Raw genomic sequence first — 23,377 nt, 5'->3', positions numbered from 1 at the left:
CACGCCGGGCATTGCCTTCGGGCCTTCCAGCGCTTACGATTCATGCCATGCTTCTCGGCAATACGTCTGTCCCTGCGTGCCTCCGGCCGCATCGGTATTTCACATCATGCTAGCACTCGTCGTGGCCGTCACCCTTTCGGTCGTGGTCTCGGCCTCGTGTTCCATCACCGAGGCCATCCTGTACTCCGTCCCCTGGAGTCACATAGAGCAGTTGCGCAAATCGGGCAGCCCCGTCGGAAAACTGCTGTTCGCCATGCGCTCGCGCATCGAACAGCCCATCACAGCCGTCCTCACGCTGAACACCATCGCCAACACCGCCGGTGCCGCCATCGCCGGTTCCTACGCGGCCGAGGTCCTGTCACCCGACCAGATGCCCGCCTTCGCCGCGGGGTTCACCGTCCTCATCCTCGTGGTCTCGGAAATCCTGCCCAAGACCCTCGGCGTGGCGTACGCCCGTCCTCTGGCTTCCGTCATCGCGTACCCCCTGCGCTTTCTGGTCATCCTGCTCATGCCGGTCATCTGGCTGGGCGGATGGGTGACGCGTGCCATCATGCCCGCCTCATCGGGCCCCCATGCTACAGAGGACGACATCCGCGCCATCGTGAGCCTCTCGCGTCAGGCTGGCGGTATCCAGCCGCATGAGGAGATGTCCATACGCAACATCCTCTCTCTCGACCGCAAGCATGTGCACGACATCATGACCCCGCGCACCGTGGTGTTCTCGCTGCCTGCCGACCTCACCGTGGAAGAGGCCTACGAAAAGCCCGACTTCTGGCATTACAGCCGCATACCCGTCTTCGGCGAAGGCAACGAGGACATCGTGGGCATCGTCATGCGCCGCCGGGTGTTGCAGGAGGTGGCTGCCGACCGGGAGGGAACACGCCTTGCCGACATCATGCAGCCCGTGCATTACGCACTCGAATCGCAGACGCTGGACAGGGTGCTCTTCCAGTTTCTCGACGCACGGGTGCATCTCTTCGTCGTTCTCGACGAATACGGCGGTCTTGCCGGTGTCGTGTCGCTCGAAGACGTCCTTGAGGAGATACTCGGACGTGAGATCGTCGACGAGTCAGACCGTGTGACCGACCTGCGTGAACTTGCACGCGAACGGCGTGACGCCGCCATCAAAGCTAATCAGTAACCATTATCCTCTTGCAAGAACGTCACAAAACCCGTATCAGATGTGCACTCCGGGTCATCCCGTCCGCTTGAACCCCGGCACGCCACACGTCGCCGGGTCGCCATAGATGCACGTTCAACATTCCCAAGGATCATCGCATGGCGCAAAAGAACAGCAAGAGCCTCTACCTTGTCGCCCTGGCACTCTTCCTCGGCGGCATAGGGTATCTGCTCTTCTCGGGCTTCACGCAGAACAGCGTCTACTTCCTGAATGTGTCCGAAGCCCTTGCCACTCCCCAAGACAAGCTGCACACCGTGAGGCTTTTCGGCACCGTTGCCGCCGACGGGCTGACCATGCTCGACGGCGCACCGGGTGTGCGGTTTCGCCTCGAAGACAAGGACAACACCTCCAAGACCGTGTGGGTCCTTTACAAAGGGGCTGTGCCCGACACCTTCAAACCCGGTGTCGAGGTCATCATCGAAGGCGGTCTCGCCCCCGGTGAAGACACCTTCAAGGCACGCACCCTCATGACCAAGTGTCCCTCGAAATACCAGAAGGAAAACCGCGGATAAGGCGGACGCCGCCCCCCATGGGCTGTCCGCTGCGCGTGGCCTTGGGCCATCCGCGTTGATGCCGTTCGCGCAACGGCCGGAGACTCTATGCACCTTTCCGCCTACCTGCTTCTCGTAGCCTCGCTGCTGTTCGCGCTCTTCTTTGCGGGCACGGCGGCCATACAGATATGGCAGGGCAGAACCACGGCGCTGCCGTGGATGGAGAAGGGGCACCTCATGCTCACCGCGTTCATGTCGGTGGCATCAGCCGTGCTTCTTCATGCCCTTGCGAACTTCGACTTCTCGCTGGTGTACGTCGCCAGCTACACCGACAGGGCATTGCCCCTGTTCTACCGTCTCACCGCATTCTGGGCTGGGCAGGCCGGGTCCATGCTCTTCTGGGGCTGGTCGGTCGCGCTGTTCGGTGTGTTCTTCCTCTTCTCCCCCGTCTATCGGCGTGTGAGCGAACCGACCCGCATGTGGTTCTGGTTGCTCTTTCTCGCCATGATGGGCTTCTTCCTGCTGGTTCTCACCTGCTGGAGCAACCCCTTCACCGTGGTCGACCCCGCCCCGGCGGACGGCAACGGCCTGAACCCGCTGCTGCAGAACCCCGGCATGATCTTCCACCCGCCGCTGCTCTTCCTCGGCTACGGCGGCTTCGCCATTCCCGGCTGTCTTGCGCTGGCACAGTCGCTGAGCGGCATGCGTCTCTCCGAAGGCGCATGGGCGGACCATGCACGTCCCTTCACCCTTGTTGCGTGGCTCTTCCTCACCGCCGGCATCGTGCTTGGCGGCTGGTGGGCCTACATGGAACTCGGCTGGGGCGGCTACTGGGCATGGGACCCGGTCGAGAACGCATCGCTCATCCCGTGGCTCATCGCCTCCGCGTACCTGCATACGGCCGTCATCGAGGCCCGACGCAACAAGCTGCACCGTGTGAACACCTTCCTGATGGCCCTGACGACCATCTCCGCCTTCTTCGCGACCTATCTGGTCAGAAGCGGCGTGGTCGAATCGCTGCACGCCTTCGGCGACGGCGGCGTGGGCACTCCCCTGCTCATCTTCATCATCGTCTTCACCGCGGTCGCCCTCGGTGGCTCCATCCTGTGGAAACACCCGGATGCCAAGCCCCTTTCGGGTGTCGAAAGCCGCGAGGGCTTTCTCGTGATGGTCGCGTGGGTGCTGCTTGCCCTCGGTGCCATCATCCTCGTCGCCACCATGTGGCCCGTGTTCAGCAAGTTCTGGGTCGACAAGCCCGTGGGGCTGGAACCGGCGTTCTACAACCGTGTGTGCCTCCCGCTCTTCGCCGTGCTGGTCGTCATGCTCGCCATATGCCCTTGGCTTGGCTGGAAGGGCGGCCTGCGCAACAAGGTGGGTGCCGTCACGGCACTGGGTCTCTTCGTCGGGGCCGCTGGCGGCATATGGGCCGCTGGCTACACCATCCCCACCGCAGTCCTCGGTGCAGCCGGTGCCATCGCGGCCCTTGGCGGCATTGTCATGCTGCTGGCGACCGAACCGCACCTGAGGCGCTCGCCGCAGTCTCTGGCCGCCTACGGCGTCCACATCGGCCTTGCGCTCACCGCCCTTGGCGTGGCCTTCTCCGGCCCGTACAAGACCGAGCATGAGGTCATCATGCAGCAGGGCGACACCGTGCAGGTGGCCGGATACGACGTGACCTTCAAGGCGTTGTACGAGGGCGAAGGCCCCGGCTACATCTTCATCGAGGCCGAACTCGACGTGAAGAAGAACGGCTCCGATGTGGGCATGGCCCAGCCGCAACGCCGCATCTACTCCAAGTTCGGCAAGCAGGCGTTCGCCGAGGCGTCGACCATTCCGGGTCTCGGCAACGAATTCTATGCCGTACTGCTTGGCGTCGACCGCGAAGGCAAGGCCACCCTGCACCTCAACGTCACCCCGCTGATCAACTGGGTCTGGATAGGCAGCATCATCATGTGCCTGTTCCCCTTCATCGGGATGCGTCGCCGGAAGACAGCGGAGGCGTGATGCTGCTCAGGCTTGAAAGGGTCGCCAAGTTCTACGGCACCCGGCTGATCATCAAGGACGTGAGCCTCACCGTCGAACAGGGTACGGTGACGCTGCTTGCCGGTGCCAACGGTGCGGGCAAGTCGACCCTGCTTAAGATCATGGCCGGATTGTCGCGCCCGAGCGCGGGCACCGTGGAACGTTCCGTCCCTGACGAGAAGCTGGGCTATCTCGGCCACCAGACCTTCATTTATCCCGACCTGACCGCGCTGGAGAACCTCGCGTTCTGGAGTTCGCTGCACGACCTCTCCGCTGACGAAGGACGGCTGCTGAACGCGCTCGACCGCATGGAACTCAAGCGTTTCGCACACGAACGGGCGGGCGGCTTCTCGCGGGGTATGGCCCAGCGCCTGAACCTTGCGCGGCTTCTGCTGCTCGAACCGAAACTGATTCTGCTCGATGAACCGGGGACCGGGCTTGACGTCCGGTCCCTCGGCATCCTGCACCGTGAGATAGACGCGGCCCGCAAGGGCGGCGCCGGGCTGGTGTGGATAAGCCATTCCGTGGCCTCCGACATCGTCCGTGCCGACAGGGTGGTCGCCATTGGCGACCGCCGCGTGTCCTACGACGGCCCCGCCGCCGACTATACGCCGGAGGTGGCCGTATGCTGAAGGCCGCATCCGCCATCGCCATGAAAGACCTGCGCCTCGTGCTGGCACGGGGTACGGGCCTTGTTCAGGCACTGTTGCTTGGCTTGCTGCTCATCTTCGTGTTCAGCCTGTCGCAGCAGGTCGGCGAGACCATGACGCCGCAGGGCGCCGCCGCCATCTTCTGGCTGGCTTCGGCGTTCTGTCAGGTGCTCATCTACAACACGCTCTACAGCATCGAAGAGGCCAACGGCACCCGCTACGGCCTGTTGCTGGCCCCTGTGCCGGTGCAGTCCGTGTGGCTTGGCAAGGCGCTTTCGGGGCTGCTACTGCTTCTGGCGGCGCAGCTTGTGTTCCTGCCTGCCACGGTGGTGTTCTTGGGGCAGAAACTGTCGTCACTGTGGGATGTGGGATTGCTGACCGTGCTGCTCGCCGACGTGGGCATCGTAGCCCTCGGTTCGCTGCTCGGGGCCCTTTCTCAGGGGCAGGCCGCGCGCGAGTCGCTGCTCAGCATCGTCCTCTTCCCGCTGCTCGTGCCCGTGCTGCTTGCAGGCATCCGCGTGGGTGCCGGGGCATTCTCGGAGGAGATGGTCGAAGGCTGCGCGCAGTGGCTTGGCATCATCGGCGCATTCGATGCGCTCTTCCTCGGCACGGGCATCGTCCTCTTCGGCTTCCTCTACGGGGGCGAAGACTAACCGCGGCCCTGCCGCGAAGACCGGTCGTCCACGACCGCAGGACGCGACACCATGCGCAACAACTGGCTCGCTCCCCTAGCCCTCGCCGCCGGTGCGGGGTTGGCCGTGTGCCAATACCTGATCTACGTGTACGCCCCCGTCGAATCCATGATGGGCCTCGTGCAGAAGATCTTCTACACCCACCTGCCGCTGGCATGGTGGTCGTTCGTGAGCTTCTTCACGGTGTTCATCGCCAGCATCGCCTTTCTGCGTACGCGCGACAGGCGCTGGGACAGCCTCGCCGGTGCCGCCGCCGAGGTGGGCGTGCTGTGCAGCGGACTTGCGCTGGTCACGGGTTCCATCTGGGGACGACATTCATGGGGCGTATGGTGGACATGGGACCCGCGTCTCACCACCACGCTCGTCATGTGGTTCGTCTACGCCGGATACCTCGTCCTGCGTTCCATGAACCTCTCCCGCGACAGGCAGGCCACGGTCTCCGCCGTCGTGGGTATTGCCGCCTTCGTCGACGTGCCGCTGGTCTTTCTCTCGGCGCGTCTGTGGCGCTCGATACACCCCGCCGTCTTCGCCTCGCGCGATGGCGGCCTCGAACCGGAAATGAAACTCACCGCCGTCGTCTGCGTCGCCGTCTTCGGCCTCATGTGGGCAGCACTCACCGGAGTGCGCTACATGCAGACCCGCCAGACAGACAGGCTCGACACCCTTGCCACGCGCGAGGCACTCTAGGAGTCCACCATGCAAAGCACCGACTGGCTTCTCTACGCCAACGCGGCCGTATGGCTCGGCATAGGCGCGTATGTGTTCATGCTCGCCCGCGCCCAGAAGACTCTCGAAAGGCGCCTGCGCCAGATGGAGATGCTCAACGATGACTGATACCCGCAACGCACCTCCCGCCGCCATGCCCGACGGCCCCCGCAAGGCCATTCTCGCAGTCATGGGGCTTTCGCTTCTCGTCATGCTCGGCGGTTCGTTCCTGTACCGCCTCAACCACCCCGGTCTCGTCGTGGAAGGCAGGCAGCAGCCCCCGGCCGCCACGCAGGGCCCCTCAGAGGCCGAAGTACTCGGCCCCATGATGCAGCGGCTGCAGCAGAACCCCAACGACCTTGAAGCCCTTGTCTTCCTTGGCGAGCACTTCCTGGGTCATGAGGACTGGGCACGCGCAGAGGCCTTCCTGCAACGGGCGGTCATCGCCGCCCCCACAGAGGGGCGTCCGCTGTATCTGCTCGGCATAGCGCAGTACCACCGCGAACAGTTCGCCCCGGCGGCAGAGACCTTCGAACGGCTGCTCGCCATCAACGACGAACCCGCCGCACGCTACAACCTCGGGCTGCTGTACCTGCACTACCTCAACGACAAGCCCAAGGCCCTGCAACACCTCAAGGCCGTCGTCGCAGCCAAGGACGCCCCTGAGGAACTCCGCAAGCGCGCGGGCGAGGAACTCGCCAAGGCCACCGGCAACTGACAACCAGACTGACCAAGACAGCACTACGGGCAGCGGCAAAACGCTGCCCGTAGTTTATGCAATCACTTTTCCGTAGTATCATCCGTCGCATGGGCCCGAAGTGCCCCACGCCTGTGCGGCTGAACAGTATTGACAGACGACACGTGTAGACATAAAATAGTTGATTATTCTTTGACAAAATTGTCAAAGAATGGCTTTTCCAGCCCTCATGCAGGGACATGGGCCGCGGCCCGCGACAACAAACACCCTGGAGACCGATATGTCCAAGATCGTGTGCAAGGCGTTGACCTTCGACGACGTTTTGCTGCAACCCGGCTATTCCGAGGTGACCCCCGACCAGGTGGACGTGGCCACTTGGCTGACGCCATCCATCCGCCTGAACATCCCCCTGCTGAGCGCAGCCATGGACACCGTCACCGAATCGGGGATGGCCATTTCCATGGCCCGCAACGGCGGTATCGGCGTCATCCACAAGAACGTCCCCATCCACCGCCAGCGTCTTGAGGTCGAGAAGGTCAAGAAGTCCGAAAGCGGCATGATCATCGACCCCGTGACCATCGCCCCCGGTCTCACCGTGCGGCAGGCACTGGAAGTGATGGCCGAGTACCGTGTCTCGGGTCTGCCTGTGGTCGAGAACGACAAGCTTGTGGGCATTCTCACCAACCGCGACGTACGTTTCGTGAAAGACCTCGAAACCACCTGCGTCAGCGAAGTGATGACCAGCAAGAACCTTGTCACCGTCCCGGTGGGCACCACCCTCGAAGAAGCCAAGCATCACCTGCATCAGCACCGCATCGAGAAGCTGCTGGTCGTCGACGGCAACAACCGCCTGCAGGGCCTCATCACCATGAAGGACATCGACAAGGTGGTGAAGTACCCCAACGCATGCAAGGACGAGAACGGTCGCCTGCGCGTGGGTGCCGCCATCGGCATCGGCCGTGACTGCGAAGAGCGCGCCAGCGAACTCATCGCCGCCGGTGTCGACGTGCTCGTGCTCGACTCGGCGCACGGCCATTCGCGCAACGTCCTGCGCGCCATCGAGATGGTCAAGACCTCATTCCCGCAGTGCCAGCTCATCGCCGGTAACGTGGCCACCTACGAAGGGGCCAAGGCCATCCTCAAGGCTGGCGCCGACGCGGTGAAGGTCGGCATCGGCCCCGGTTCCATCTGCACCACGCGCATCGTCGCCGGTGTGGGCGTGCCGCAGGTGACGGCCATCATGGAAGCCGTGAAGGCCGCCAACGAGATGGACCGCTGCCTCATCGCCGACGGCGGCATCAAGTTCTCCGGCGACGTGGTCAAGGCCCTCTGCGTGGGTGCCCATACCGTCATGATCGGCAGCCTCTTCGCAGGCACCGACGAAAGCCCGGGCGAGACCATCCTCTATCAGGGCCGTACCTACAAGATCTACCGCGGCATGGGTTCCATCGACGCCATGAAGGACGGCAGCAGCGACCGCTACTTCCAGGAGAAGAGCAAGAAGCTCGTCCCCGAAGGCATCGTCGGGCGTGTGCCGGTCAAGGGCCCCGTCGCCGACAGCCTCTACCAGCTCATCGGCGGCCTGCGCGCCGGCATGGGTTACGTCGGTGCCGCCAACATGGAAGAACTGCGCGAGAAGTCGCGCTTCGTGGAGATATCCGCAGCGGGTCTCCGTGAAAGCCACGTGCACGACGTCATCATCACGAAGGAAGCGCCCAACTACCGGGTCGAGAACTAACGTACCACAACGGCGGCACGCCGCCCGAGGTTACAGCATGGACGCACAGACCAAGGTCATCATCATCGACTACGGCTCGCAGGTTACGCAGCTCATCGCACGGCGCGTACGCGAAGCCGGTGTCTACTCCGAGATACACCCCTGCATCGTCACCGCCGAGCAGGTACGGGCCATGAAGCCCGCCGCCATCATCCTTTCCGGCGGCCCTGCCAGCGTCGGCGAGAAGGACGCACCCGCCCTCGAGAAGGGGCTGCTCGACCTTGGCGTGCCGGTGCTCGGCATCTGCTACGGCATGCAGCTTCTGGGGCAGGACCTCGGCGGCGAGCTTGCCACCTCCGAGACCCGCGAATACGGGCCTGCCGACCTCACCCTCACCGCCCCCTGCCCCCTGTGGGACGGTCTCGACCTCGGCACCACCTCGCGCGTGTGGATGTCCCATGGCGACAAGGTGAAGACGCCGCCCCCCGGCTTCAAGGTCGTGGGCCGTACCGCCACCCTCGAAGTGGCCGCCATGGCCGACGAGGCCCGGCGCATCTACGCCGTCCAGTTTCATCCCGAAGTGCACCACTCCGAGGACGGGGCCCGCATCATCAACAACTTCCTCTTCCACGTGGCCAAGCTGAAGGCCGACTGGACCATGTCGTCGTTCGTCGAACGCGCCGTGAAGGAGATGGCCGAAGTCGTGGGTGACAGGCATGTCGTCTGCGCCCTCTCCGGCGGCATCGACTCCACCGTGGTCGCCGTGCTGCTGCACAAGGCCATAGGCAAGCAACTGCACTGCATCTTCGTTGACAACGGCGTGCTGCGCCTCAACGAGGGACAGGAAGTGGTCGACTACCTGCGCGAGCATTTCGACCTCAACCTCAAGTACGTGCAGGCACAGGAGCGTTTCCTCTCCAAGCTGCATGGCGTCGACGACCCCGAACAGAAGCGCAAGATCATCGGCTACACCTTCATCGAGGTGTTCGACGAAGAGGCCAAGGCCCTCGGACATGTCGACTTCCTCGCGCAGGGCACGCTGTACCCCGACGTCATCGAATCGGTGTCGCACAAGGGTCCCTCTGCGGTCATCAAGAGCCATCACAACGTGGGTGGTCTGCCCGAGAAGATGAACCTGAAGCTCATCGAACCGCTGCGCGAACTCTTCAAGGACGAGGTCCGCAAGGTCGCCGCCGAACTGGGCCTGCCCGACTTCATCATCTGGCGTCACCCCTTCCCCGGCCCGGGGCTTGCCATCCGGGTCATCGGCGAGATAACCGAAGAGAGGCTCGACATCCTCCGCCGTGCCGACAAGGTCGTGCAGCAGGAACTCATGTCCTCCGGCTGGTACCGCAAGGTGTGGCAGGGCTTCGCCGTGCTGCTGCCGCTCAAGACCGTGGGCGTCATGGGTGACGGGCGTACTTACGAACACGTCATCGCCCTGCGCATCGTCGACAGCGTCGATGCCATGACCGCCGACTGGGCACGCTTGCCTTCCGAACTGCTTGAGCGTATCTCCAGCCGGATAATCAACGAAGTCAAGGGCGTGAACCGGGTGGTCTACGACATCTCGTCCAAGCCCCCGAGCACCATAGAATGGGAGTAATCCCGCAGCACCCGTAACCAAAGGCGGTATCAAGGCATGTTCGGCATCGGCAGCACCGAGCTTCTCGTCATACTCGTCGTGGCCCTCATCGTGCTGGGCCCCAAGAGCCTGCCCCAGATGGCGCGCACCCTCGGCAAGGCACTCGGCGAATTCCGTCGCGTGTCCACCGACTTCCAGCGCACGCTGAATGCTGAGGTCGACCTCGAAGACCACCAGCGCCGCAAGAAGGAAGCCGAGAAGGAGTTCTTCTCGGAAGAGGCCAAGGCCGAGAAGCCCGCGGCCAAGTCCAGCGCCGAGGCTGCCCCCAAGTCCGATACCGCCGATGGTGCCAAGCCTGACGTCGTCATCGACGCACAGGCCACCAGAACCGAAACGAAGACCGCCGCCGGAAAGGACGCTGCATGACCGCAGGGGATGCAAAGCACCCCTCGGCCACAGTGGACGAGGCGGCAGACAAGAGAGAAGACCGCGAAGGGGAGCCACCGAGGTGGCCTCCCCCTCGACCGTACCGGCGAACGAAGGGACGGAGGCCTCTGCACAGGAACCTGTCAGGGACGATGCCACCGGCAGCCCGACCGACGGCATCGAGGCATCCGGTGACACTGCCCCCGAAACGGACGCCCCGGCATCCCCCCCTCCTGGCGAGGCCGACGGGGCACGTCCCGACACCGCGGCGACAGTGAACACTTCCGACGAAATTTCCGCCGATACTCCCGAAGGGGCTGACGGCCCCACCGACACCACATCCGACAGCGCCCCCGAAGAGGAGCCTGCGTCGCCTCCGGCCCCGCGGACGCTGGCTGAGGCCCTTGCGGCGACGTCGACCGAAGACGAGGATACGCCCGAAGACGAGACACCGGGCATGACCCTTCTCGACCATCTGGGCGAGTTGCGTGTGCGCCTCGTGCGCTGCCTCATCGCCGTGGGTCTCGCCTTTGCGGGCTGCTACTCATTCGCCGAAAAACTCTTCGACCTGCTGATGCAGCCGCTGGTCAAGGCCATGCCGCCCGACAGCAAGCTCATCTTCACAGCCCTGCCCGAAGCCTTCTTCGTGTACATGCAGGTGGGTCTCGTGGCAGCCACATTCGTGGCGAGCCCTTTCATCTTCTATCAGATATGGGCGTTCATATCTCCCGGCCTCTACGAAGAGGAGAAGAAGAACGCCATCCCCATCGCGCTGTTCTCCGCCTCGTTCTTCATCGGCGGCGCGGCGTTCTGCTACTTTCAGGTCTTTCCCTACGCGTTCGAGTTCTTCATGGGTTTTGCGACAGACCGCATCCTGCCCATGCCCTCACTCAGCGAATATCTGGGCTTCGCGCTGAAGATGCTTCTGGCCTTCGGCATCATCTTCGAGATGCCGCTATTCACCTTCTTCCTCGCCAAACTCGGCATTCTCACCGCCGGGATGATGCGCCGCGGAAGGAAATACGCCATACTGGGCATATTCATCGTGGCCGCCATACTGACGCCCCCCGACGTCTTCTCGCAGATGCTCATGGCGTGCCCGATGCTGGTGCTGTATGAGATAAGCATCTTCATCGCCGCCGCCGTGGGTCGCAAGGAGAAGACCGACGAAGAGGAAGATGGCGACGCTGACGAAGCCACCCCGGACGAACGCCCTGAACAGGGCCACTAGACAGCGGAGAACGCCCATGGGCAACGGTATGCAAACTGTCGCACGAAAGGCATCCGTCGAGCGGGTCACCAACGAGACGACCATCGCCCTGACCCTCACCATCGAGGGCGAAGGTAATGTCCGCGTGACCACCGGCTTCGGGATGCTCGACCACATGCTCACGCTCACGGCCTTCTGGGCAGGGTTCGACCTCGACCTCACCTGCAAGGGCGACATGCACATCGACGCACACCATACCGCAGAGGATGTCGCCCTGTGCCTCGGGCAGGCACTCGCCACGGCATTGGACGACCGCAAGGGCATCGCCCGCGTCGGTTTCGCCCGTGTGCCCATGGACGAGGCGCTGGCAGAGGTCACGCTCGACATATCCGGGCGTCCCTGGCTTGAATGGCGGGGCGACGAGTACCTGCCGCCCGTCATCGCCGGAGAGGAGAAGGACCTGTGGCGCGAATTCCACAAGGCGTTCGCCTCTGCCGCACGCATGAACCTCCATGTCTCCTATCTCTATGGCAAGAATGGACACCACCTGCTGGAATCGGCCAGCAAAGGCCTCGGCCTCGCCTTGCGGCAGGCCGTCCGCCGTGACCGCCAGACGGTGCTCAGCACCAAAGGAAGCCTCGACTGATGCGTACCGCCATGCGCCTCCCGCTCATCGTACTGGTATTCGCGGCTCTTCTGTTCGCAGGCTGTCAGAAGGAACAGCGCGGCCCAGCGCCGCTGCCGCAGCTTAAAATCGGCGTGACCGGTTTCACCCAGCCCACGACCACCGTCGACCTCATGGCCGGGTACATCCCCGAAGGGCAGCACATGGTGGGCCCCGAGAAGATGTTCGACCTCAGCAAGACCTTCGCCGAAGAATTGCAGACACAGACCAAACGCACCTACACGTTCGTACAGCAGGGCGCACAGGACATCGACACGTCCACCCACAAGCCCGGTCAGGGGCAGGCCCTCGCCTACTGGGTCGAAGTGGGCCGCACCGCCGGGGTCGACCTGCTGGTCGTACCGCAGGTCATCGACCTCGTCGAACGCGATGGCGGAGACGCCGGGGTCGTCACACCCGCCAGCGTGGTGCTCGATTTCTACCTCATCGACATCAGGGAAGGCAGCCTCGTGGCCCGTTCGCGCTTCGACGAACGCCAGACCGGACTTGCCGAGAACATGCTCGACATGCCCAAGTTCCTCATGCGTGGGGGCAAGTGGCTTACGGCACTCGACCTCTCCCGCGAGGGGATGCGCAAGGCCATCAAGGAGTTCGGTCTGTGATCGTCTTTCCCGCCATCGACCTCATGAACGGCGTATGCGTCCGGCTGCGCCGTGGCAGGGCCGACGACGAGACGGTCTTCTCATCCGACCCCGTAGCCACTGCAAGGCACTGGCAGGAACAGGGCGGGCGCTGGCTTCATGTCGTCGACCTCGATGGCGCATTCAGTGGCCAGCCGGTCAATGCCCCCCTGATACGCAGCATCTGCGACGCGCTGGACATACCTGTCCAGCTTGGCGGGGGCATCCGTGACGCAGCCACCGCCAAAGCCTACCTCGAAGCCGGGGTCGAACGCCTCATCATCGGCACCATCGCCCTTGAAGAACCTGATGCCTATGCCGCACTCTGCGCGGAATTCCCCGGTCGCATCGGCGTTTCGCTGGATGCCGAGGGCGGCAAGCTGAAGACAAAGGGGTGGGTCGCCGACTCCGGTCTCACCGTGGACGAGGTGCTGCCCAGACTGCTTGAGGCGGGCACGGCCTTCATCATCTACACCGACATAGACCGTGACGGGATGCAGACCGGTGTGAACCTGCCTGCGCTCGAACATCTTGCCAAGGCTAGCACGGTGCCCGTCATCGCAGCCGGGGGCGTCGCCACGCTTGAAGACGTGAAGGCACTCTACCCGCTGTCACGCACCACCAACCTTCAGGGGGCCGTCTCCGGACGTGCCATCTACGAAGGGACCCTCGACCTGCGTACCGCCATGGACTGGATACGCCAGCAGGAGAAGGCGGAAGCATGCTGACCTCGTAGAGGCAGTTGCGCCCACGCCACTGACAAATGCAAAGCCCCCCGCATCGCCGATGCCGGGGGGCTTCCTGTTTCTGCGCCAGTCGGACAGAAGACGTCAGCAGCCCTTGCCGCGGTAGCGGAAAAGAGTACAGAGCACATTGCGCACCTTGTCCGAAAACAACGCCTCGGAGACGATGTTCCCCGCCACACGGCGTGAAATCTCGCCCAGCGTGGGATAGGGCATGACCCCTCCGGCGAGGGTGGTCAACCTTACCCCGCCGCCAAGCGCCATGCACCAGCCGTTGATGAGTTCGCCTGCGTGCGGTCCCGCAATCTGGACACCAAGCACCCGCTGCGTCCCGCGTGCGAGTACCAGCTTCAAAAGCCCGCAGGCCGTTCCTTCTGCCAGCGCCCTGTCATTACTGGAGAACGATTCGGTATGCACGTCCACGCCGATGCCCTGCCGATGCGCTTCGCGCTCATTGAGCCCCACAGAGGCCAACTCCGGGTCGGTGAACGTGCACCACGGCATCCGGTCGTACTTCGCCTTTCGCGGCAGACGCAACACGGCATTGGCGACCACGACCGACCCCTCGTACCCGGCTGCATGGGTGAACTGCCACGCCCCCGTGACATCGCCCGCCGCAAGGATATGCGACTGCGACGTCCTCATCCGGGCGTCCACCGGCACGCCACGTTCAGAGAAGACCACACCGGCATTGCCAAGGTGCAGTCCTTCGACATTCGGCGTACGACCGAGCGCGACAAGAAGACGCTCTCCGTGAACGTCGACATGCTCATCGCCCACCCGCACGGTCACGACAACACCGGCGTCCTGACGACGGGCAACCTCGACCGTCGCCCCTGTCATGATGCGCACGCCATCCTGTTCTAGGGCCTCATGGACGACCGCCGCCATATCGGCATCCTCACGCGAAAGGATGTGCCCCCCCCGCTGGACGAGCACCACCCGTGAGCCCAGACGCGCGAAGGCCTGTGCCATCTCGACAGCGATGGGGCCGCCCCCCAGCACAATCAGGGATGCGGGCAGCGTCTCAAGCGTGAAGATGTCACGATTGGTCAGATAGGGGGTATCTGCGAGACCGGGGAAGGCGGGGATTTGCGGAGACGACCCCGTTGCCACCACGATGCGCCTCGCCGAAATGCGTCGTCCTTCCACCGCCACGGTATGCTCATCGACGAACACCGCATCGCCGAAGCGCACCTCGACCCCCAACCCGCTGAAGCGCTCGACAGAATCGTGCTTCTGGATGACAGACTGCACCCCCGCGATATGCGCGGCTACGGCCTTGAAGTCCACGGGGGGGAGTGCCACCTCCGGCAACCCGAAACGTGGGGCATCACGCATGGTCCTCCGTGCCCTTGCCGAGGCGATGAGCGTCTTGCTGGGCACACAGCCATGATGAAGGCAGTCTCCGCCAAGGGTCGGCCCCCTGTCGGCCAGAACCACACGGGCACCCAGCCGGGCCGCACCGGCGGCCACAGTCAACCCTGCGGCCCCGCCCCCGATGACCAACAGGTCGGCGTCGTAGTCCATGGCATCTCCGGCAGGCTGGAGGTTGACGGGTCAGTCCATCCGTCGAGCACGATACCATGCGAGTGCACTGCGGGTCATCCACGGAAAGACGGCAAGCAGCACAAAGGCCGCGACGAGTCCGGGCGAGAAGATGTCCGCCGTCGTCCTGATGCGCCCCAACTCCTGCCCGGCGTAGACGTACACGGCCGTGCCGGGCAACATGCCCACCTGCGACACCCAGTAGTAGGTGCGCGTGGGCATGCGGGTCAGCCCCATGAGCAGATTGACCAGAAAGAACGGCACCACAGGCACGAGGCGCAACGAGAACAGATAGAAGAGCCCGTCCTTGCGCACACCTTCGTCGACCCGTCGCATGGGTTCCATGAAACGACGGGCCACCCAATCACGGAACACGTAGCGGGCCCCCATGAAGGCGAGGGTCGCCCCGACGGTGCTGGCGAAAGAGACGGCGACCAGCGACACCCAGAAGCCGAAGACCGAGGCCCCGCCAAGCGTGAGCACCGCCGCCCCCGGAAAGGACAAGGCCGTAGCCGCCACATAGACGAGGGAGAAGACAAGCACGCTGGCAACCGGAGACTCCCTATAGATGGAGACCAGCGTGTCGTGTGAGGCCCGCAGGCGTTCGAGAGTCAACAGGTCACTCCCCCCCGCGAACCAGAAACCCGCCAGTGCCACGCCGACCAGTCCCAACAGGGCGACACGCACGAACGTTCTGCCGCGCCCCCCTGAAGCTGCGGAAGGCGACACAGCCTCGTCGCCGGTCTGTCCCGTCCCCCAGGGCAAGACGATACGCTCCTCTGTGGCCTGTCCCCGGACGGGAGTATCCACATCCGTTTCACCCGCACTGCCGCCGGGGCCGACGGTAACCGCCTCGCGTGCTCCATGCTTCATGTCGCCAGAATCCCCTGATGTCATCGTGGCGTTCTCCTTGTCCCGGCATGAAGCAGGGCAAAGATGGCCGCCCCCCATAGGCCGGCGTCGGCATTGGTGACCAGTGAGACGGGGATGGTGCGCAAGAGGTGCGTGTGCGTGGGGCAATCGAAGAACGCCTCGGCGAAGGCCCCATGCTGCACCAGCATGGGGTTGGCAGCCGCCACTCCCCCCGCGATGCGCACACCGCCTCTGGCAAGGGTATGCAACGCCCAGTCACGGCAGGTGCGCCCGTAGAAACGCGCGAACCACTCGACGACGACGTCACTTCCGGTGAGACGTGCCGCCACCTCGTGCGGGGGTAGCGTCTCGCCGTGATGATAGGCGTACAACAGAGACAGCCCGGGCCCGGAAAGCACGTCATCGCCAATCAGTCGTCCCACGCCAAGGCGGTCGGCAGCAAAGGCGGCGTATTCGGCCTCGGCACGCCCCTCGAAGGCGAACGTGGCGTGCCCTCCCTCCGAGGGCAGCACCCTGTGCGGCGTGCCCGGAAGCAGAAGGCATTTGCCAAGCCCCGTGCCTGCCCCGACGACAGCCACAGGTGCCGTCGCGTCCGGCTTTCCGGGCAGTAGCTGAAGGCACTGTTGCGCCCCGGGCAGCAGACAGGCCCATCCCTGCGCCTCGAAATCGTTGAGCAGCGACGCTGCACACGGCAAACCACGCGTGGTGGCGAGGTCGATATGCCAACCGATGTTGGGAGGCAGACAACGCGCCCCCTCCTCGACAGGCCCTGCCACGGCAAAGGCGGCGAAGGCGGTGACGCTTGCATCGGGCGTATCCGGAGCATCATTCCCGGTGTCAGTCTGTCGCGTCAGTCGCGCCCATGCACCGGGCGCGGCTGCGCGCACCCTGCCAAGCAGGTCGTCGAACCCGGTAGCCTCCGCCGTGGGGATGCGGACGACATCGCCCATGCCAAGCTCCCCTCCGGCATAGTCGAAGTAGGCAAAGCGGCTGCGTGTCCCGCCGATGTCTGCGGCAAGGATACGGCAGCCCTTCTCCATGCCGGTCGCGACAAAGGGAAAGCTTGTCACCGTGTCACGATGCATCATGACACCTCCGCAAGTCGTGAAAGCCTGTCCAGCAACGCCATGACACGGCGCCTTTCGGCGGCGCAGATGGCACGGCCCTCGCTACGGATGACACTTCTCACGGCATCGGGAGACGGCAGGGGTTGCACCGGGCCGAGGCCAGCCGCACTGCCGTCCACATGGTGGAGGTTCAGATTGTCATCAATGGCGTCACTGTATCCGTTGATGGCCGCCCCCACCACCCGTGCCTTTTCGGCCCCGCTCATATCAAGGCCACGGGCAAAGCCAAGCACCGCAGAAGGCGACTGGTTGGCGTTGACGGCATCGATGCGGGCGTTGAGTTCTTCAGCCCATTTCTGGTAGCCATCCCACCCCACAAGCCGACTCCGGCCCATCCCGTCAGTGCGCTGATAGTCCGTACCACTGCGGTAACGTTCCACCGCGAGCACCAGCGATGCGTACAACCGTTCGAGGAATTTCACGTACCTGCGGCACAAGGTCAGAGCCCATGGTACGGCATGGTAATGCGAGACCCTCTGCCCCGACGCCAATGCGACGAACGATTCAGGCACGTTGATGGCAGCCCAGAACCGTTGTGCATGATGCGGCTCGATGAAGGCCTCGTTCAGCAAGGCCAACAGGCTCGTCACCCGCTGTCCCGCGAGTTCGAGGTCGGCGGCACGGGCCTCGAAGAGTTCAACCTCGTCATCTATGGAACAGCGCGCACCGAAGAAACTGCATGCCATCTCGCTGAGCACTTCTTCATCAAGGGCATCGACCATCTCGTCCCGTGTGTGTACCAACGCCCACCTCCTGAAGCCCGCATCTGACCGACATGTGGACGGCTTGCGGGTATGCCGCCAAGACTAGCCGCAGCACAGCGCCAACGCAAGGCGCGACTTGTCCGAAGCCGCTTGCGATGGTAACTCCCACCTGCCATAATCAACTGTAAACCTGCCACAGCCTCATCCCGGACGCGACACGGCAAGGACGAGACGAACGGAGCCCTGATGAAAGAAGAAGCCGTCATAGACCTCATCGCCCTGCTGGGTGCACGCCTCACTGCCACCGGGCGCCGTTTTGCCACCGCGGAATCGTGTACGGGCGGCCTCATCGCTGCATGGTGCACCGACATCCCCGGTAGTTCCGTATGGTTCGAAGGCGGTGTCGTCGCCTACGCCAATGACGTGAAGCGTGACCTGCTTGGAGTGCGCGAAGGCACTCTGGCGGCCCACGGTGCCGTCAGCGAGGAGGTCGTCCGAGAGATGGTCGCAGGCATATGCCGCATCGCGGGGGTACAGGCAGCCGTGGCAGTGTCGGGCATCGCCGGCCCCGATGGCGGCACCGCCGACAAACCCGTGGGAACGGTATGGATAGCTTCGTCACTGGATGGCGTCATCGAGGCACACAGGTTCCACTTCGCGGGCGACAGGCGAACCATCCGTGAAGACACGGCTGAGGCTGCCCTGCGCTGGACGATGGAACGCATGGAGGACGGGGGCTAGCGAACCGCGCCCCGCCAGCGAAGCCACGCCTCCGCAAGATGACAACAGGCCACTCGTTCACCTTCATGGTAGCGGGCGGTCTGACGTTGCTGGCGACGGGCGATAACCTGCGAAGAGGCGGACAGGCGGTTTCACGCCCCTTCCACACCGCACCGTTCTCGTCAGGCCGATGCGCAAGGGAAACAGCGCCGTAGCCGATTCAGGCTTCCAGTGCAGGGGTGGTCATCGCCAAGAGACCGTCCGTTCACCTTCAGGTGTCGGGACGGTCTCTGATTTCCCTGCGAACGGGGACAGGTACCGGCAGCACCGCCGCCGCACCGTACAGAAGGACACAGCATACGACAGTCACGTCAGGAATACCCTGCCGTCTCATCGCAACGACACCAGCACCGGACACGCCGCAAAAGCAGGGCCTGTCCGGGCTGACGTCGGCTATGCCACGTAGTCGCCCCTGTTGAACTTGAACTTCTCGGTCGTGGTCATCACCTCCAGGTCATTGACCAGAGAGGCCAGACCGGGGTGACGACTGGCGAGGTCGGGCGACTGTTCGCGCAGGGAACGCAACTGCCCGTCGAGCCCTTCCAGCATGGCATAGGCGTTGCGCAACCCGCCGGAACCGGACTTGCCCAGTTCCTCGGCGTAGGCACCCCATCCGTCGAGAAGCCCGCCGATGCTGTCTGCCGCTGCGGCAACGGACGAGGCGTCCGCCTCCTCCACAGCAGAAGTGGCCGCTGTCGCCTCCACCCCCTGCAACAGCAGGGGAGAGACGCCTCCGGCCCGTGCACCCGGCGGCGGAACGGCTGGCAGCACCTCTTGTGCCTCTCCGGCCTCACCCAGTTGCTGCGAGAGCAGTTCGTCGAAGCCCCCCGCGTCAGCGGGCTGCTTGCGCCGTGTCTGCTCCTGTTGCAACAGGGCATCCAGATGCTCGCTACGAATCTTCATGGCACCCCCATAGGTTAGGGTTTGCCTGTGGCGGAGCAAGAAGCACGCCACCCAGACAAACAGCCATAACACACTGAAACAACAGCTATACACAATCAGGATACAGGAAAAAACTGCCGCCCGACCATGCCATGGCACCATGTACGACACATGGGACGGCTTGTCTATTTGCCCGGAAGGGCCTATATATGTTGATAGAGCTTTTGCTCACAAGCTCATCCCGGCATGATGCGCCGGCAACCCCCACATGGAGGGAAACCATGACTGGTTACAAGACTATCCTGTGCGCCATAGACTTTTCCGACCACAGCAAGACCGTCGCCGAACATGCATCCATGCTGGCCGCCAGCATGGGGGCCTCGGTTCTCGTCGTCTACGCGGCCCCTTCTCTGAGCCAGTACGTAGGGTTCCATGTGCCGCCCAACTCCATCGAGAACTTCGTGGGTGAAATCGTCAGCGGTGCCGAGAAGGCCATGGAGAACTTCGTGGCCGAGAACTTCGGCAACGTCCCCGCCAAGGGCAAGATCGTCATCGGCTATGCGGCTGAAGAAATCCTCGCCCTTGCAGAGAAGGAGAAGGTCGACCTCATCATCATGGGTACCCATGGCAGACGTGGCATCGACCGCATCCTTTTCGGGTCCGTGGCCGAGAAGGTGGTCAAGAGCGCGGAACAGCCCGTGCTGACCATCCGCCCTGTTGCCTGATGGCATCATCGCATCGTCCACTTCGGGCCGTCGCCATCTGGCGGCGGCCCTTTTACGTTCGTTGTCGGGCGGTACAAGGGTTCTGAACCGGCAAGTCCCGGACAGTCTCCGGCAGCACGACTAGACACCTCCCCGGCCGTTAGGGACTTCATCCCGCCCATGGCCGCTCCCTGCCCGCCACAAACTGTCGGCTTGCGAAACCCGCGGCCGTGGACTATTTCACGAGGTCGCACGTATTCCGCGCCACCCCGCAGAAGGAGCAGATCATGACCGCACCAAGCATGAGCAGGCCGGACGATGTGCGGCCAGAAGTGCTCGACTTCAAGCCCTACGTTCCGGGCTTGTCCATCGACGAGATACGCGACCGCTTCGGACTCGCCGACGTGGTGAAGCTGGCAAGCAACGAAAACCCCCTCGGCACTTCGCCCGTCGTGCAGCGTACCCTCAAGACCAAGGCCGACCTCGCCTTCCGCTACGCGCAGTCGGGCAACCCCCGCCTCACGCGTGCCATTGCCGCCCATCATGGTGTCGCGCCGGAACGTGTCGTGGCGGGCAACGGTTCAGACGAGATCATCGACCTGCTCATCCGCGTGCGCGCCACCCCCGGCAAGCACAACATCGTGGCCTTTCGCCCGTGCTTCAGCATCTACGAGCTTCAGGCGAAGTTCTGCGGTCTGGAATTCCGGCAGGCCGACCTGCGACCCGATTTCACCTTCGACTGGGACGCCTTCCTCGCCGCCACGGATGAGAACACCGCCATCGCCTTCGTGACCACCCCCGACAACCCCTCCGGCTGGTGTCCGCCGGTGTCTGAACTTGAACACGTCGCCCGCACACTGCCCCCGTCGTGCCTCTTCGTCATCGATGAGGCGTACATGGATTTCTGCGGCGACGAAGCCGCGCATTCGCTGCTTTCTCGGCTTGACGCCTTCCCCAACATCGCGGTGCTACGCACCTTCTCCAAGAGCTTCGGGCTTGCGGGACTTCGCCTCGGCTACGGCATCCTCCCGGAACGTCTGGCCGACTACCTGCACCGGGTACGGCTGCCGTTCAGCGTGAACATCCTCGCCGAAGAAGCGGGACTTGCCGCCCTTGAGGATACTGTGTTCAGAAGCGAGACCCTTCGCGTCACCGCCGAAGGCCGTGCGTACATCGCCGAAGGACTGACGGCACTGGGGTGCGAGGTCATGCCCTCGTGGGCCAACTTCATCATGTTCCGACCGCCCACGGATGCCACCGACCTCTTCGAGGCGCTTCTGCGGCGCGGCATCATCATCAGACCTCTCAAAAGCTATGGCCTGCCCCAACACCTGCGGGTGAGCGTGGGCAACGCCGACGAGAACAGACGTTTCATAGAAGCCTGCAAGGAGATTCTGCCTCATGCCTGATACCACTGGGGGCCACCCGGCCGCACTCAAGGTGGTGACCCTCGACGGCCCCGCCGGTGTGGGCAAGACGACGCTGGCACGCCGCGTGGCGGATGCCCTCGGCATCCCGTATCTCGACACGGGGGCCATGTTCCGCACCATGGCGTGGAGACTCGGCCCCGACGGCCCCGATCTGGATGAGGCACTCCTGCGCGACCGCCTTGCCGGGTTCGTCTTCACGCTACGGGGTCGTGGCGGGGCATCGGTACTCTCGTGCAACGGTGAGGACATCGGCAACGAGATTCGCACTGAAGAAGTGGGGGCCATGGCCTCGCGCATCGCCGCACTGCCCGTGGTGCGCGAATGCCTCAAGGCAGCGCAGCAGCGCATGGGCGCAGCGCAGCCCCTGGTCGTGGAAGGGCGCGACATGGGCACTGTGGTCTTCCCGGGTGCACGGCACAAGTTCTTCCTTGATGCCGCCCCCGAAATACGGGCCATGCGCCGGTACACACAGTTACAGACCATGGGCGAGGCCCACGACCTTGCACTCCTCACCGAACAGATTCGCAGCAGGGACGAGCAAGACCGCAACAGGGCCGTCGCCCCACTCCGCCCCGCCGCCGACGCCATCATCGTGGACACGGGGGACCTCGACATCGACGGTGTTTTCGGTGTCATCATGCAGCACATCAGGTCGCGCGACGGACTCTAGCCTCGCACCTTTGCCAGAGGGGCATCTCGTGGCAGGAGTGTCCCACAGTGTATACAGGGCTCACACTCCCCGATGGCGGCAAAGATAAAGTCCCCAGAATAGAAAGGGGGGAACCTGACGGTTCCCCCCTTCTTATCTATCCTCTTCGGCGAGGCAGCCCCGGCCCGCCCATGGTCCCTCATGCAAACAGCCGTCGGGGCGATGGACTCTGCACCCACGCCCGATGAACGTTCCGACTAGCCTTTCGTGCCTTCATCGGCCTTCTTCGACGCGGGTTCCACGATGCAGGCATCGACCACGTCGCCATCCTCCGCATCGGCGGAAGCACCAGCGGTCGTGGGGGCAGGACCCTGTTCCGCAGGGGCATCGGAGGCGACGATGGTCACCGTGGCGCCATCCTGCGCCGAATCTGCGCCGGAAAGACCGGTGTCAGCCCCCCCGCCTGAAGGGGCCGAGGGTGCGCCGCCTCCGGCGGGCAATACCTCGACAGTACCGGCAGGGAGTTCTCGCATCCCCTGTCTGCCGGGCACTTCACTGCTGAGCATGGCCTTCTGGTCGAGGATGACCATGCCCGTCTTCTCGAACACTTCGCGGCGGAACGCGAACTCCTCTTCAAGGTGGCGCGTCTTGTACATGAACCACGCGCGGGCAAGATAGCTCACACACCAGGCGACGACGAGGCCCACCGTTCCCCATATGGCGATGGTCTCCACAGAGTCGCCCAGTTTGAGCAGGAAGGTCATCACACCGTCAAGGTAGTACAGCACGGCACCCAGCACGAGCACGCCGCCCAACAGGACGATGGTAGGTGCGCCGCGCACGAGGGAGAAGAACGACCGCATACGCTGCGGCATCTCCTTCATCTGTTCCTCGTCGAGGACAGGTTCACCGTGCACCGCACGATAGAACCCCATGCCGATGAGGTTCACCAGCAGCATCACCACCACGGGTGCCACCACCACGGAGACGAGATACCCCGCCCACGGGAAGCTGAAGCGCATCATGCCGTTGGGCTGCTGGTGCGCGTTGGCGATACCGTAGATGAGCGCCCCCACTGTGACGGCGAACTCGACGATGATGATCCCGATGGAAAGATAGAAAAGAAGGTTCTTCTGTTCCTTTTCGTTGAGCATGGAACCGAGGCTGCCCAGCCTGAAAAAGGAGCGGCTCTTCTTTTCTGCGGAATCGTTGGCGTTTTCTTCCTGCATGGCCCCACCGAAAGCTGTATGACGTCAC

Annotated in this window: 25 protein-coding genes; 19 read left to right on the top strand and 6 right to left on the bottom strand. The window is 63.8% G+C overall.

From position 1 onward, the window contains the following. Positions 1 to 106: 106 nt before the first annotated feature. From DVU_RS04975 to hisA, 15 genes are all read left to right on the top strand, one after another. A complete protein-coding gene (locus tag DVU_RS04975) occupies positions 107 to 1,141 on the top strand; it encodes a hemolysin family protein (RefSeq protein WP_011792562.1) in 1,035 nt (344 codons plus the stop codon). A gap of 137 nt (positions 1,142 to 1,278) precedes the next feature. Further along, positions 1,279 to 1,692: a cytochrome c maturation protein CcmE gene (locus DVU_RS04970; protein ID WP_010938350.1), complete on the top strand. Its 414-nt coding sequence runs from the start codon at positions 1,279 to 1,281 to the stop codon at positions 1,690 to 1,692. A gap of 87 nt (positions 1,693 to 1,779) precedes the next feature. Continuing rightward, entirely contained in the window at positions 1,780 to 3,675 is a 1,896-nt protein-coding gene (locus DVU_RS04965; protein WP_010938349.1) for a heme lyase CcmF/NrfE family subunit, read from the top strand. After that, positions 3,675 to 4,325, top strand: a complete 651-nt coding sequence (locus DVU_RS04960; RefSeq protein ID WP_010938348.1) for an ABC transporter ATP-binding protein — start codon at positions 3,675 to 3,677, stop codon at positions 4,323 to 4,325. Before DVU_RS04965 ends, DVU_RS04960 begins: the two co-directional genes overlap by 1 nt. Beyond that, positions 4,319 to 4,996 carry a heme exporter protein CcmB gene (locus DVU_RS04955; protein ID WP_010938347.1) on the top strand — a complete coding sequence of 226 codons (678 nt, stop codon included), beginning with the start codon at positions 4,319 to 4,321 and terminating at the stop codon, positions 4,994 to 4,996. The genes DVU_RS04960 and DVU_RS04955 overlap by 7 nt, the downstream gene beginning before the upstream one ends. Before the next feature lie 51 nt (positions 4,997 to 5,047). Beyond that, positions 5,048 to 5,722, top strand: coding sequence for a cytochrome c biogenesis protein (locus tag DVU_RS04950; RefSeq protein ID WP_010938346.1), 675 nt, complete (start codon positions 5,048 to 5,050; stop codon positions 5,720 to 5,722). A 9-nt stretch (positions 5,723 to 5,731) separates the two neighbouring features. Further along, positions 5,732 to 5,869 (top strand): CcmD family protein, encoded by a 138-nt coding sequence (locus DVU_RS04945; RefSeq protein ID WP_010938345.1) that lies wholly within the window; start codon positions 5,732 to 5,734, stop codon positions 5,867 to 5,869. Next, a complete protein-coding gene (locus DVU_RS04940) occupies positions 5,862 to 6,458 on the top strand; it encodes a tetratricopeptide repeat protein (RefSeq protein ID WP_010938344.1) in 597 nt (198 codons plus the stop codon). Before DVU_RS04945 ends, DVU_RS04940 begins: the two co-directional genes overlap by 8 nt. A gap of 259 nt (positions 6,459 to 6,717) precedes the next feature. Then, positions 6,718 to 8,175, top strand: coding sequence for an IMP dehydrogenase (guaB, locus tag DVU_RS04935; RefSeq protein WP_010938343.1), 1,458 nt, complete (start codon positions 6,718 to 6,720; stop codon positions 8,173 to 8,175). A gap of 37 nt (positions 8,176 to 8,212) precedes the next feature. Next, positions 8,213 to 9,760 (top strand): glutamine-hydrolyzing GMP synthase, encoded by a 1,548-nt coding sequence (gene guaA / locus DVU_RS04930; protein WP_010938342.1) that lies wholly within the window; start codon positions 8,213 to 8,215, stop codon positions 9,758 to 9,760. A gap of 36 nt (positions 9,761 to 9,796) precedes the next feature. Continuing rightward, positions 9,797 to 10,165: a Sec-independent protein translocase protein TatB gene (gene tatB, locus DVU_RS04925; RefSeq protein ID WP_010938341.1), complete on the top strand. Its 369-nt coding sequence runs from the start codon at positions 9,797 to 9,799 to the stop codon at positions 10,163 to 10,165. 457 nt (positions 10,166 to 10,622) lie between these two features. After that, on the top strand, positions 10,623 to 11,396 hold the full coding sequence (gene tatC / locus DVU_RS04920) for a twin-arginine translocase subunit TatC (RefSeq protein WP_010938340.1): 774 nt from the start codon (positions 10,623 to 10,625) through the stop codon (positions 11,394 to 11,396). Between the two features lie 16 nt (positions 11,397 to 11,412). After that, on the top strand, positions 11,413 to 12,021 hold the full coding sequence (gene hisB, locus DVU_RS04915) for an imidazoleglycerol-phosphate dehydratase HisB (protein ID WP_010938339.1): 609 nt from the start codon (positions 11,413 to 11,415) through the stop codon (positions 12,019 to 12,021). After that, positions 12,021 to 12,662, top strand: a complete 642-nt coding sequence (locus DVU_RS04910) for a lipoprotein (RefSeq protein ID WP_010938338.1) — start codon at positions 12,021 to 12,023, stop codon at positions 12,660 to 12,662. The genes hisB and DVU_RS04910 overlap by 1 nt, the downstream gene beginning before the upstream one ends. Continuing rightward, complete coding sequence (hisA, locus tag DVU_RS04905) at positions 12,659 to 13,408, top strand: 1-(5-phosphoribosyl)-5-[(5-phosphoribosylamino)methylideneamino]imidazole-4-carboxamide isomerase (RefSeq protein ID WP_010938337.1); 750 nt, start codon at positions 12,659 to 12,661, stop codon at positions 13,406 to 13,408. Before DVU_RS04910 ends, hisA begins: the two co-directional genes overlap by 4 nt. Positions 13,409 to 13,510: 102 nt before the next feature. Here hisA and DVU_RS04900 read toward each other — a convergent pair whose 3' ends face one another. The 4 genes from DVU_RS04900 to DVU_RS04885 are packed head-to-tail and all read right to left on the bottom strand — an operon-like array spanning position 13,511 to position 17,714. Next, the gene (locus tag DVU_RS04900) at positions 13,511 to 14,953 is read right to left on the bottom strand and encodes a dihydrolipoyl dehydrogenase family protein (protein WP_010938336.1); all 1,443 of its coding nucleotides are present in this window, start codon (positions 14,951 to 14,953) and stop codon (positions 13,511 to 13,513) included. A gap of 30 nt (positions 14,954 to 14,983) precedes the next feature. Further along, complete coding sequence (locus tag DVU_RS04895; protein WP_223295145.1) at positions 14,984 to 15,844, bottom strand: TVP38/TMEM64 family protein; 861 nt, start codon at positions 15,842 to 15,844, stop codon at positions 14,984 to 14,986. Positions 15,845 to 15,864: 20 nt separating this feature from the next. Beyond that, the gene (locus DVU_RS04890) at positions 15,865 to 16,932 is read right to left on the bottom strand and encodes a glucokinase (RefSeq protein WP_014524305.1); all 1,068 of its coding nucleotides are present in this window, start codon (positions 16,930 to 16,932) and stop codon (positions 15,865 to 15,867) included. Then, positions 16,929 to 17,714 carry a hypothetical protein gene (locus DVU_RS04885; protein WP_010938333.1) on the bottom strand — a complete coding sequence of 262 codons (786 nt, stop codon included), beginning with the start codon at positions 17,712 to 17,714 and terminating at the stop codon, positions 16,929 to 16,931. The genes DVU_RS04890 and DVU_RS04885 overlap by 4 nt, the downstream gene beginning before the upstream one ends. Positions 17,715 to 17,921: 207 nt before the next feature. On the opposite strand from DVU_RS04885, the gene DVU_RS04880 reads away from it, so the two are divergent. Beyond that, positions 17,922 to 18,416 (top strand): CinA family protein, encoded by a 495-nt coding sequence (locus DVU_RS04880; RefSeq protein ID WP_010938332.1) that lies wholly within the window; start codon positions 17,922 to 17,924, stop codon positions 18,414 to 18,416. 432 nt (positions 18,417 to 18,848) lie between these two features. Here DVU_RS04880 and DVU_RS04875 read toward each other — a convergent pair whose 3' ends face one another. Further along, the gene (locus DVU_RS04875) at positions 18,849 to 19,358 is read right to left on the bottom strand and encodes a hypothetical protein (protein WP_010938331.1); all 510 of its coding nucleotides are present in this window, start codon (positions 19,356 to 19,358) and stop codon (positions 18,849 to 18,851) included. Positions 19,359 to 19,618: 260 nt separating this feature from the next. On the opposite strand from DVU_RS04875, the gene DVU_RS04870 reads away from it, so the two are divergent. The 3 genes from DVU_RS04870 to cmk all read left to right on the top strand — a co-directional run bounded on the left by DVU_RS04870 (position 19,619) and on the right by cmk (position 22,141). Further along, positions 19,619 to 20,062 (top strand): universal stress protein, encoded by a 444-nt coding sequence (locus DVU_RS04870; RefSeq protein WP_010938329.1) that lies wholly within the window; start codon positions 19,619 to 19,621, stop codon positions 20,060 to 20,062. 266 nt (positions 20,063 to 20,328) lie between these two features. Continuing rightward, positions 20,329 to 21,450 (top strand): histidinol-phosphate transaminase, encoded by a 1,122-nt coding sequence (gene hisC / locus DVU_RS04865; RefSeq protein WP_010938328.1) that lies wholly within the window; start codon positions 20,329 to 20,331, stop codon positions 21,448 to 21,450. Beyond that, positions 21,443 to 22,141 (top strand): (d)CMP kinase, encoded by a 699-nt coding sequence (gene cmk, locus DVU_RS04860; protein ID WP_010938327.1) that lies wholly within the window; start codon positions 21,443 to 21,445, stop codon positions 22,139 to 22,141. The genes hisC and cmk overlap by 8 nt, the downstream gene beginning before the upstream one ends. A gap of 236 nt (positions 22,142 to 22,377) precedes the next feature. Here the strand turns inward: cmk and DVU_RS04855 are convergent, their stop codons facing one another. Further along, complete coding sequence (locus tag DVU_RS04855) at positions 22,378 to 23,349, bottom strand: hypothetical protein (protein WP_010938326.1); 972 nt, start codon at positions 23,347 to 23,349, stop codon at positions 22,378 to 22,380. Positions 23,350 to 23,377: the final 28 nt, after the last annotated feature.

This window comes from Nitratidesulfovibrio vulgaris str. Hildenborough (assembly GCF_000195755.1).
In the GTDB taxonomy this organism is placed as follows: domain Bacteria; phylum Desulfobacterota; class Desulfovibrionia; order Desulfovibrionales; family Desulfovibrionaceae; genus Nitratidesulfovibrio; species Nitratidesulfovibrio vulgaris.
This window is presented reverse-complemented; position numbering and strand designations above follow the sequence as displayed.

Excerpts from the sequence above, each read along its gene's own strand:
- DVU_RS04975 (WP_011792562.1), top strand. The coding sequence starts at position 107 with ATGCTAGCACTCGTCGTGGCCGTCACCCTTTCGGTCGTGGTCTCGGCC.
- DVU_RS04970 (WP_010938350.1), top strand. The coding sequence starts at position 1,279 with ATGGCGCAAAAGAACAGCAAGAGCCTCTACCTTGTCGCCCTGGCACTC.
- DVU_RS04965 (WP_010938349.1), top strand. The coding sequence starts at position 1,780 with ATGCACCTTTCCGCCTACCTGCTTCTCGTAGCCTCGCTGCTGTTCGCG.
- DVU_RS04960 (WP_010938348.1), top strand. The coding sequence starts at position 3,675 with ATGCTGCTCAGGCTTGAAAGGGTCGCCAAGTTCTACGGCACCCGGCTG.
- DVU_RS04955 (WP_010938347.1), top strand. The coding sequence starts at position 4,319 with ATGCTGAAGGCCGCATCCGCCATCGCCATGAAAGACCTGCGCCTCGTG.
- DVU_RS04950 (WP_010938346.1), top strand. The coding sequence starts at position 5,048 with ATGCGCAACAACTGGCTCGCTCCCCTAGCCCTCGCCGCCGGTGCGGGG.
- DVU_RS04945 (WP_010938345.1), top strand. The coding sequence starts at position 5,732 with ATGCAAAGCACCGACTGGCTTCTCTACGCCAACGCGGCCGTATGGCTC.
- DVU_RS04940 (WP_010938344.1), top strand. The coding sequence starts at position 5,862 with ATGACTGATACCCGCAACGCACCTCCCGCCGCCATGCCCGACGGCCCC.
- guaB (WP_010938343.1), top strand. The coding sequence starts at position 6,718 with ATGTCCAAGATCGTGTGCAAGGCGTTGACCTTCGACGACGTTTTGCTG.
- guaA (WP_010938342.1), top strand. The coding sequence starts at position 8,213 with ATGGACGCACAGACCAAGGTCATCATCATCGACTACGGCTCGCAGGTT.
- tatB (WP_010938341.1), top strand. The coding sequence starts at position 9,797 with ATGTTCGGCATCGGCAGCACCGAGCTTCTCGTCATACTCGTCGTGGCC.
- tatC (WP_010938340.1), top strand. The coding sequence starts at position 10,623 with ATGACCCTTCTCGACCATCTGGGCGAGTTGCGTGTGCGCCTCGTGCGC.
- hisB (WP_010938339.1), top strand. The coding sequence starts at position 11,413 with ATGGGCAACGGTATGCAAACTGTCGCACGAAAGGCATCCGTCGAGCGG.
- DVU_RS04910 (WP_010938338.1), top strand. The coding sequence starts at position 12,021 with ATGCGTACCGCCATGCGCCTCCCGCTCATCGTACTGGTATTCGCGGCT.
- DVU_RS04900 (WP_010938336.1), bottom strand. The coding sequence starts at position 14,953 with ATGGACTACGACGCCGACCTGTTGGTCATCGGGGGCGGGGCCGCAGGG.
- DVU_RS04895 (WP_223295145.1), bottom strand. The coding sequence starts at position 15,844 with ATGAAGCATGGAGCACGCGAGGCGGTTACCGTCGGCCCCGGCGGCAGT.
- DVU_RS04890 (WP_014524305.1), bottom strand. The coding sequence starts at position 16,932 with ATGATGCATCGTGACACGGTGACAAGCTTTCCCTTTGTCGCGACCGGC.
- DVU_RS04880 (WP_010938332.1), top strand. The coding sequence starts at position 17,922 with ATGAAAGAAGAAGCCGTCATAGACCTCATCGCCCTGCTGGGTGCACGC.
- DVU_RS04875 (WP_010938331.1), bottom strand. The coding sequence starts at position 19,358 with ATGAAGATTCGTAGCGAGCATCTGGATGCCCTGTTGCAACAGGAGCAG.
- DVU_RS04870 (WP_010938329.1), top strand. The coding sequence starts at position 19,619 with ATGACTGGTTACAAGACTATCCTGTGCGCCATAGACTTTTCCGACCAC.
- hisC (WP_010938328.1), top strand. The coding sequence starts at position 20,329 with ATGACCGCACCAAGCATGAGCAGGCCGGACGATGTGCGGCCAGAAGTG.
- cmk (WP_010938327.1), top strand. The coding sequence starts at position 21,443 with ATGCCTGATACCACTGGGGGCCACCCGGCCGCACTCAAGGTGGTGACC.
- DVU_RS04855 (WP_010938326.1), bottom strand. The coding sequence starts at position 23,349 with ATGCAGGAAGAAAACGCCAACGATTCCGCAGAAAAGAAGAGCCGCTCC.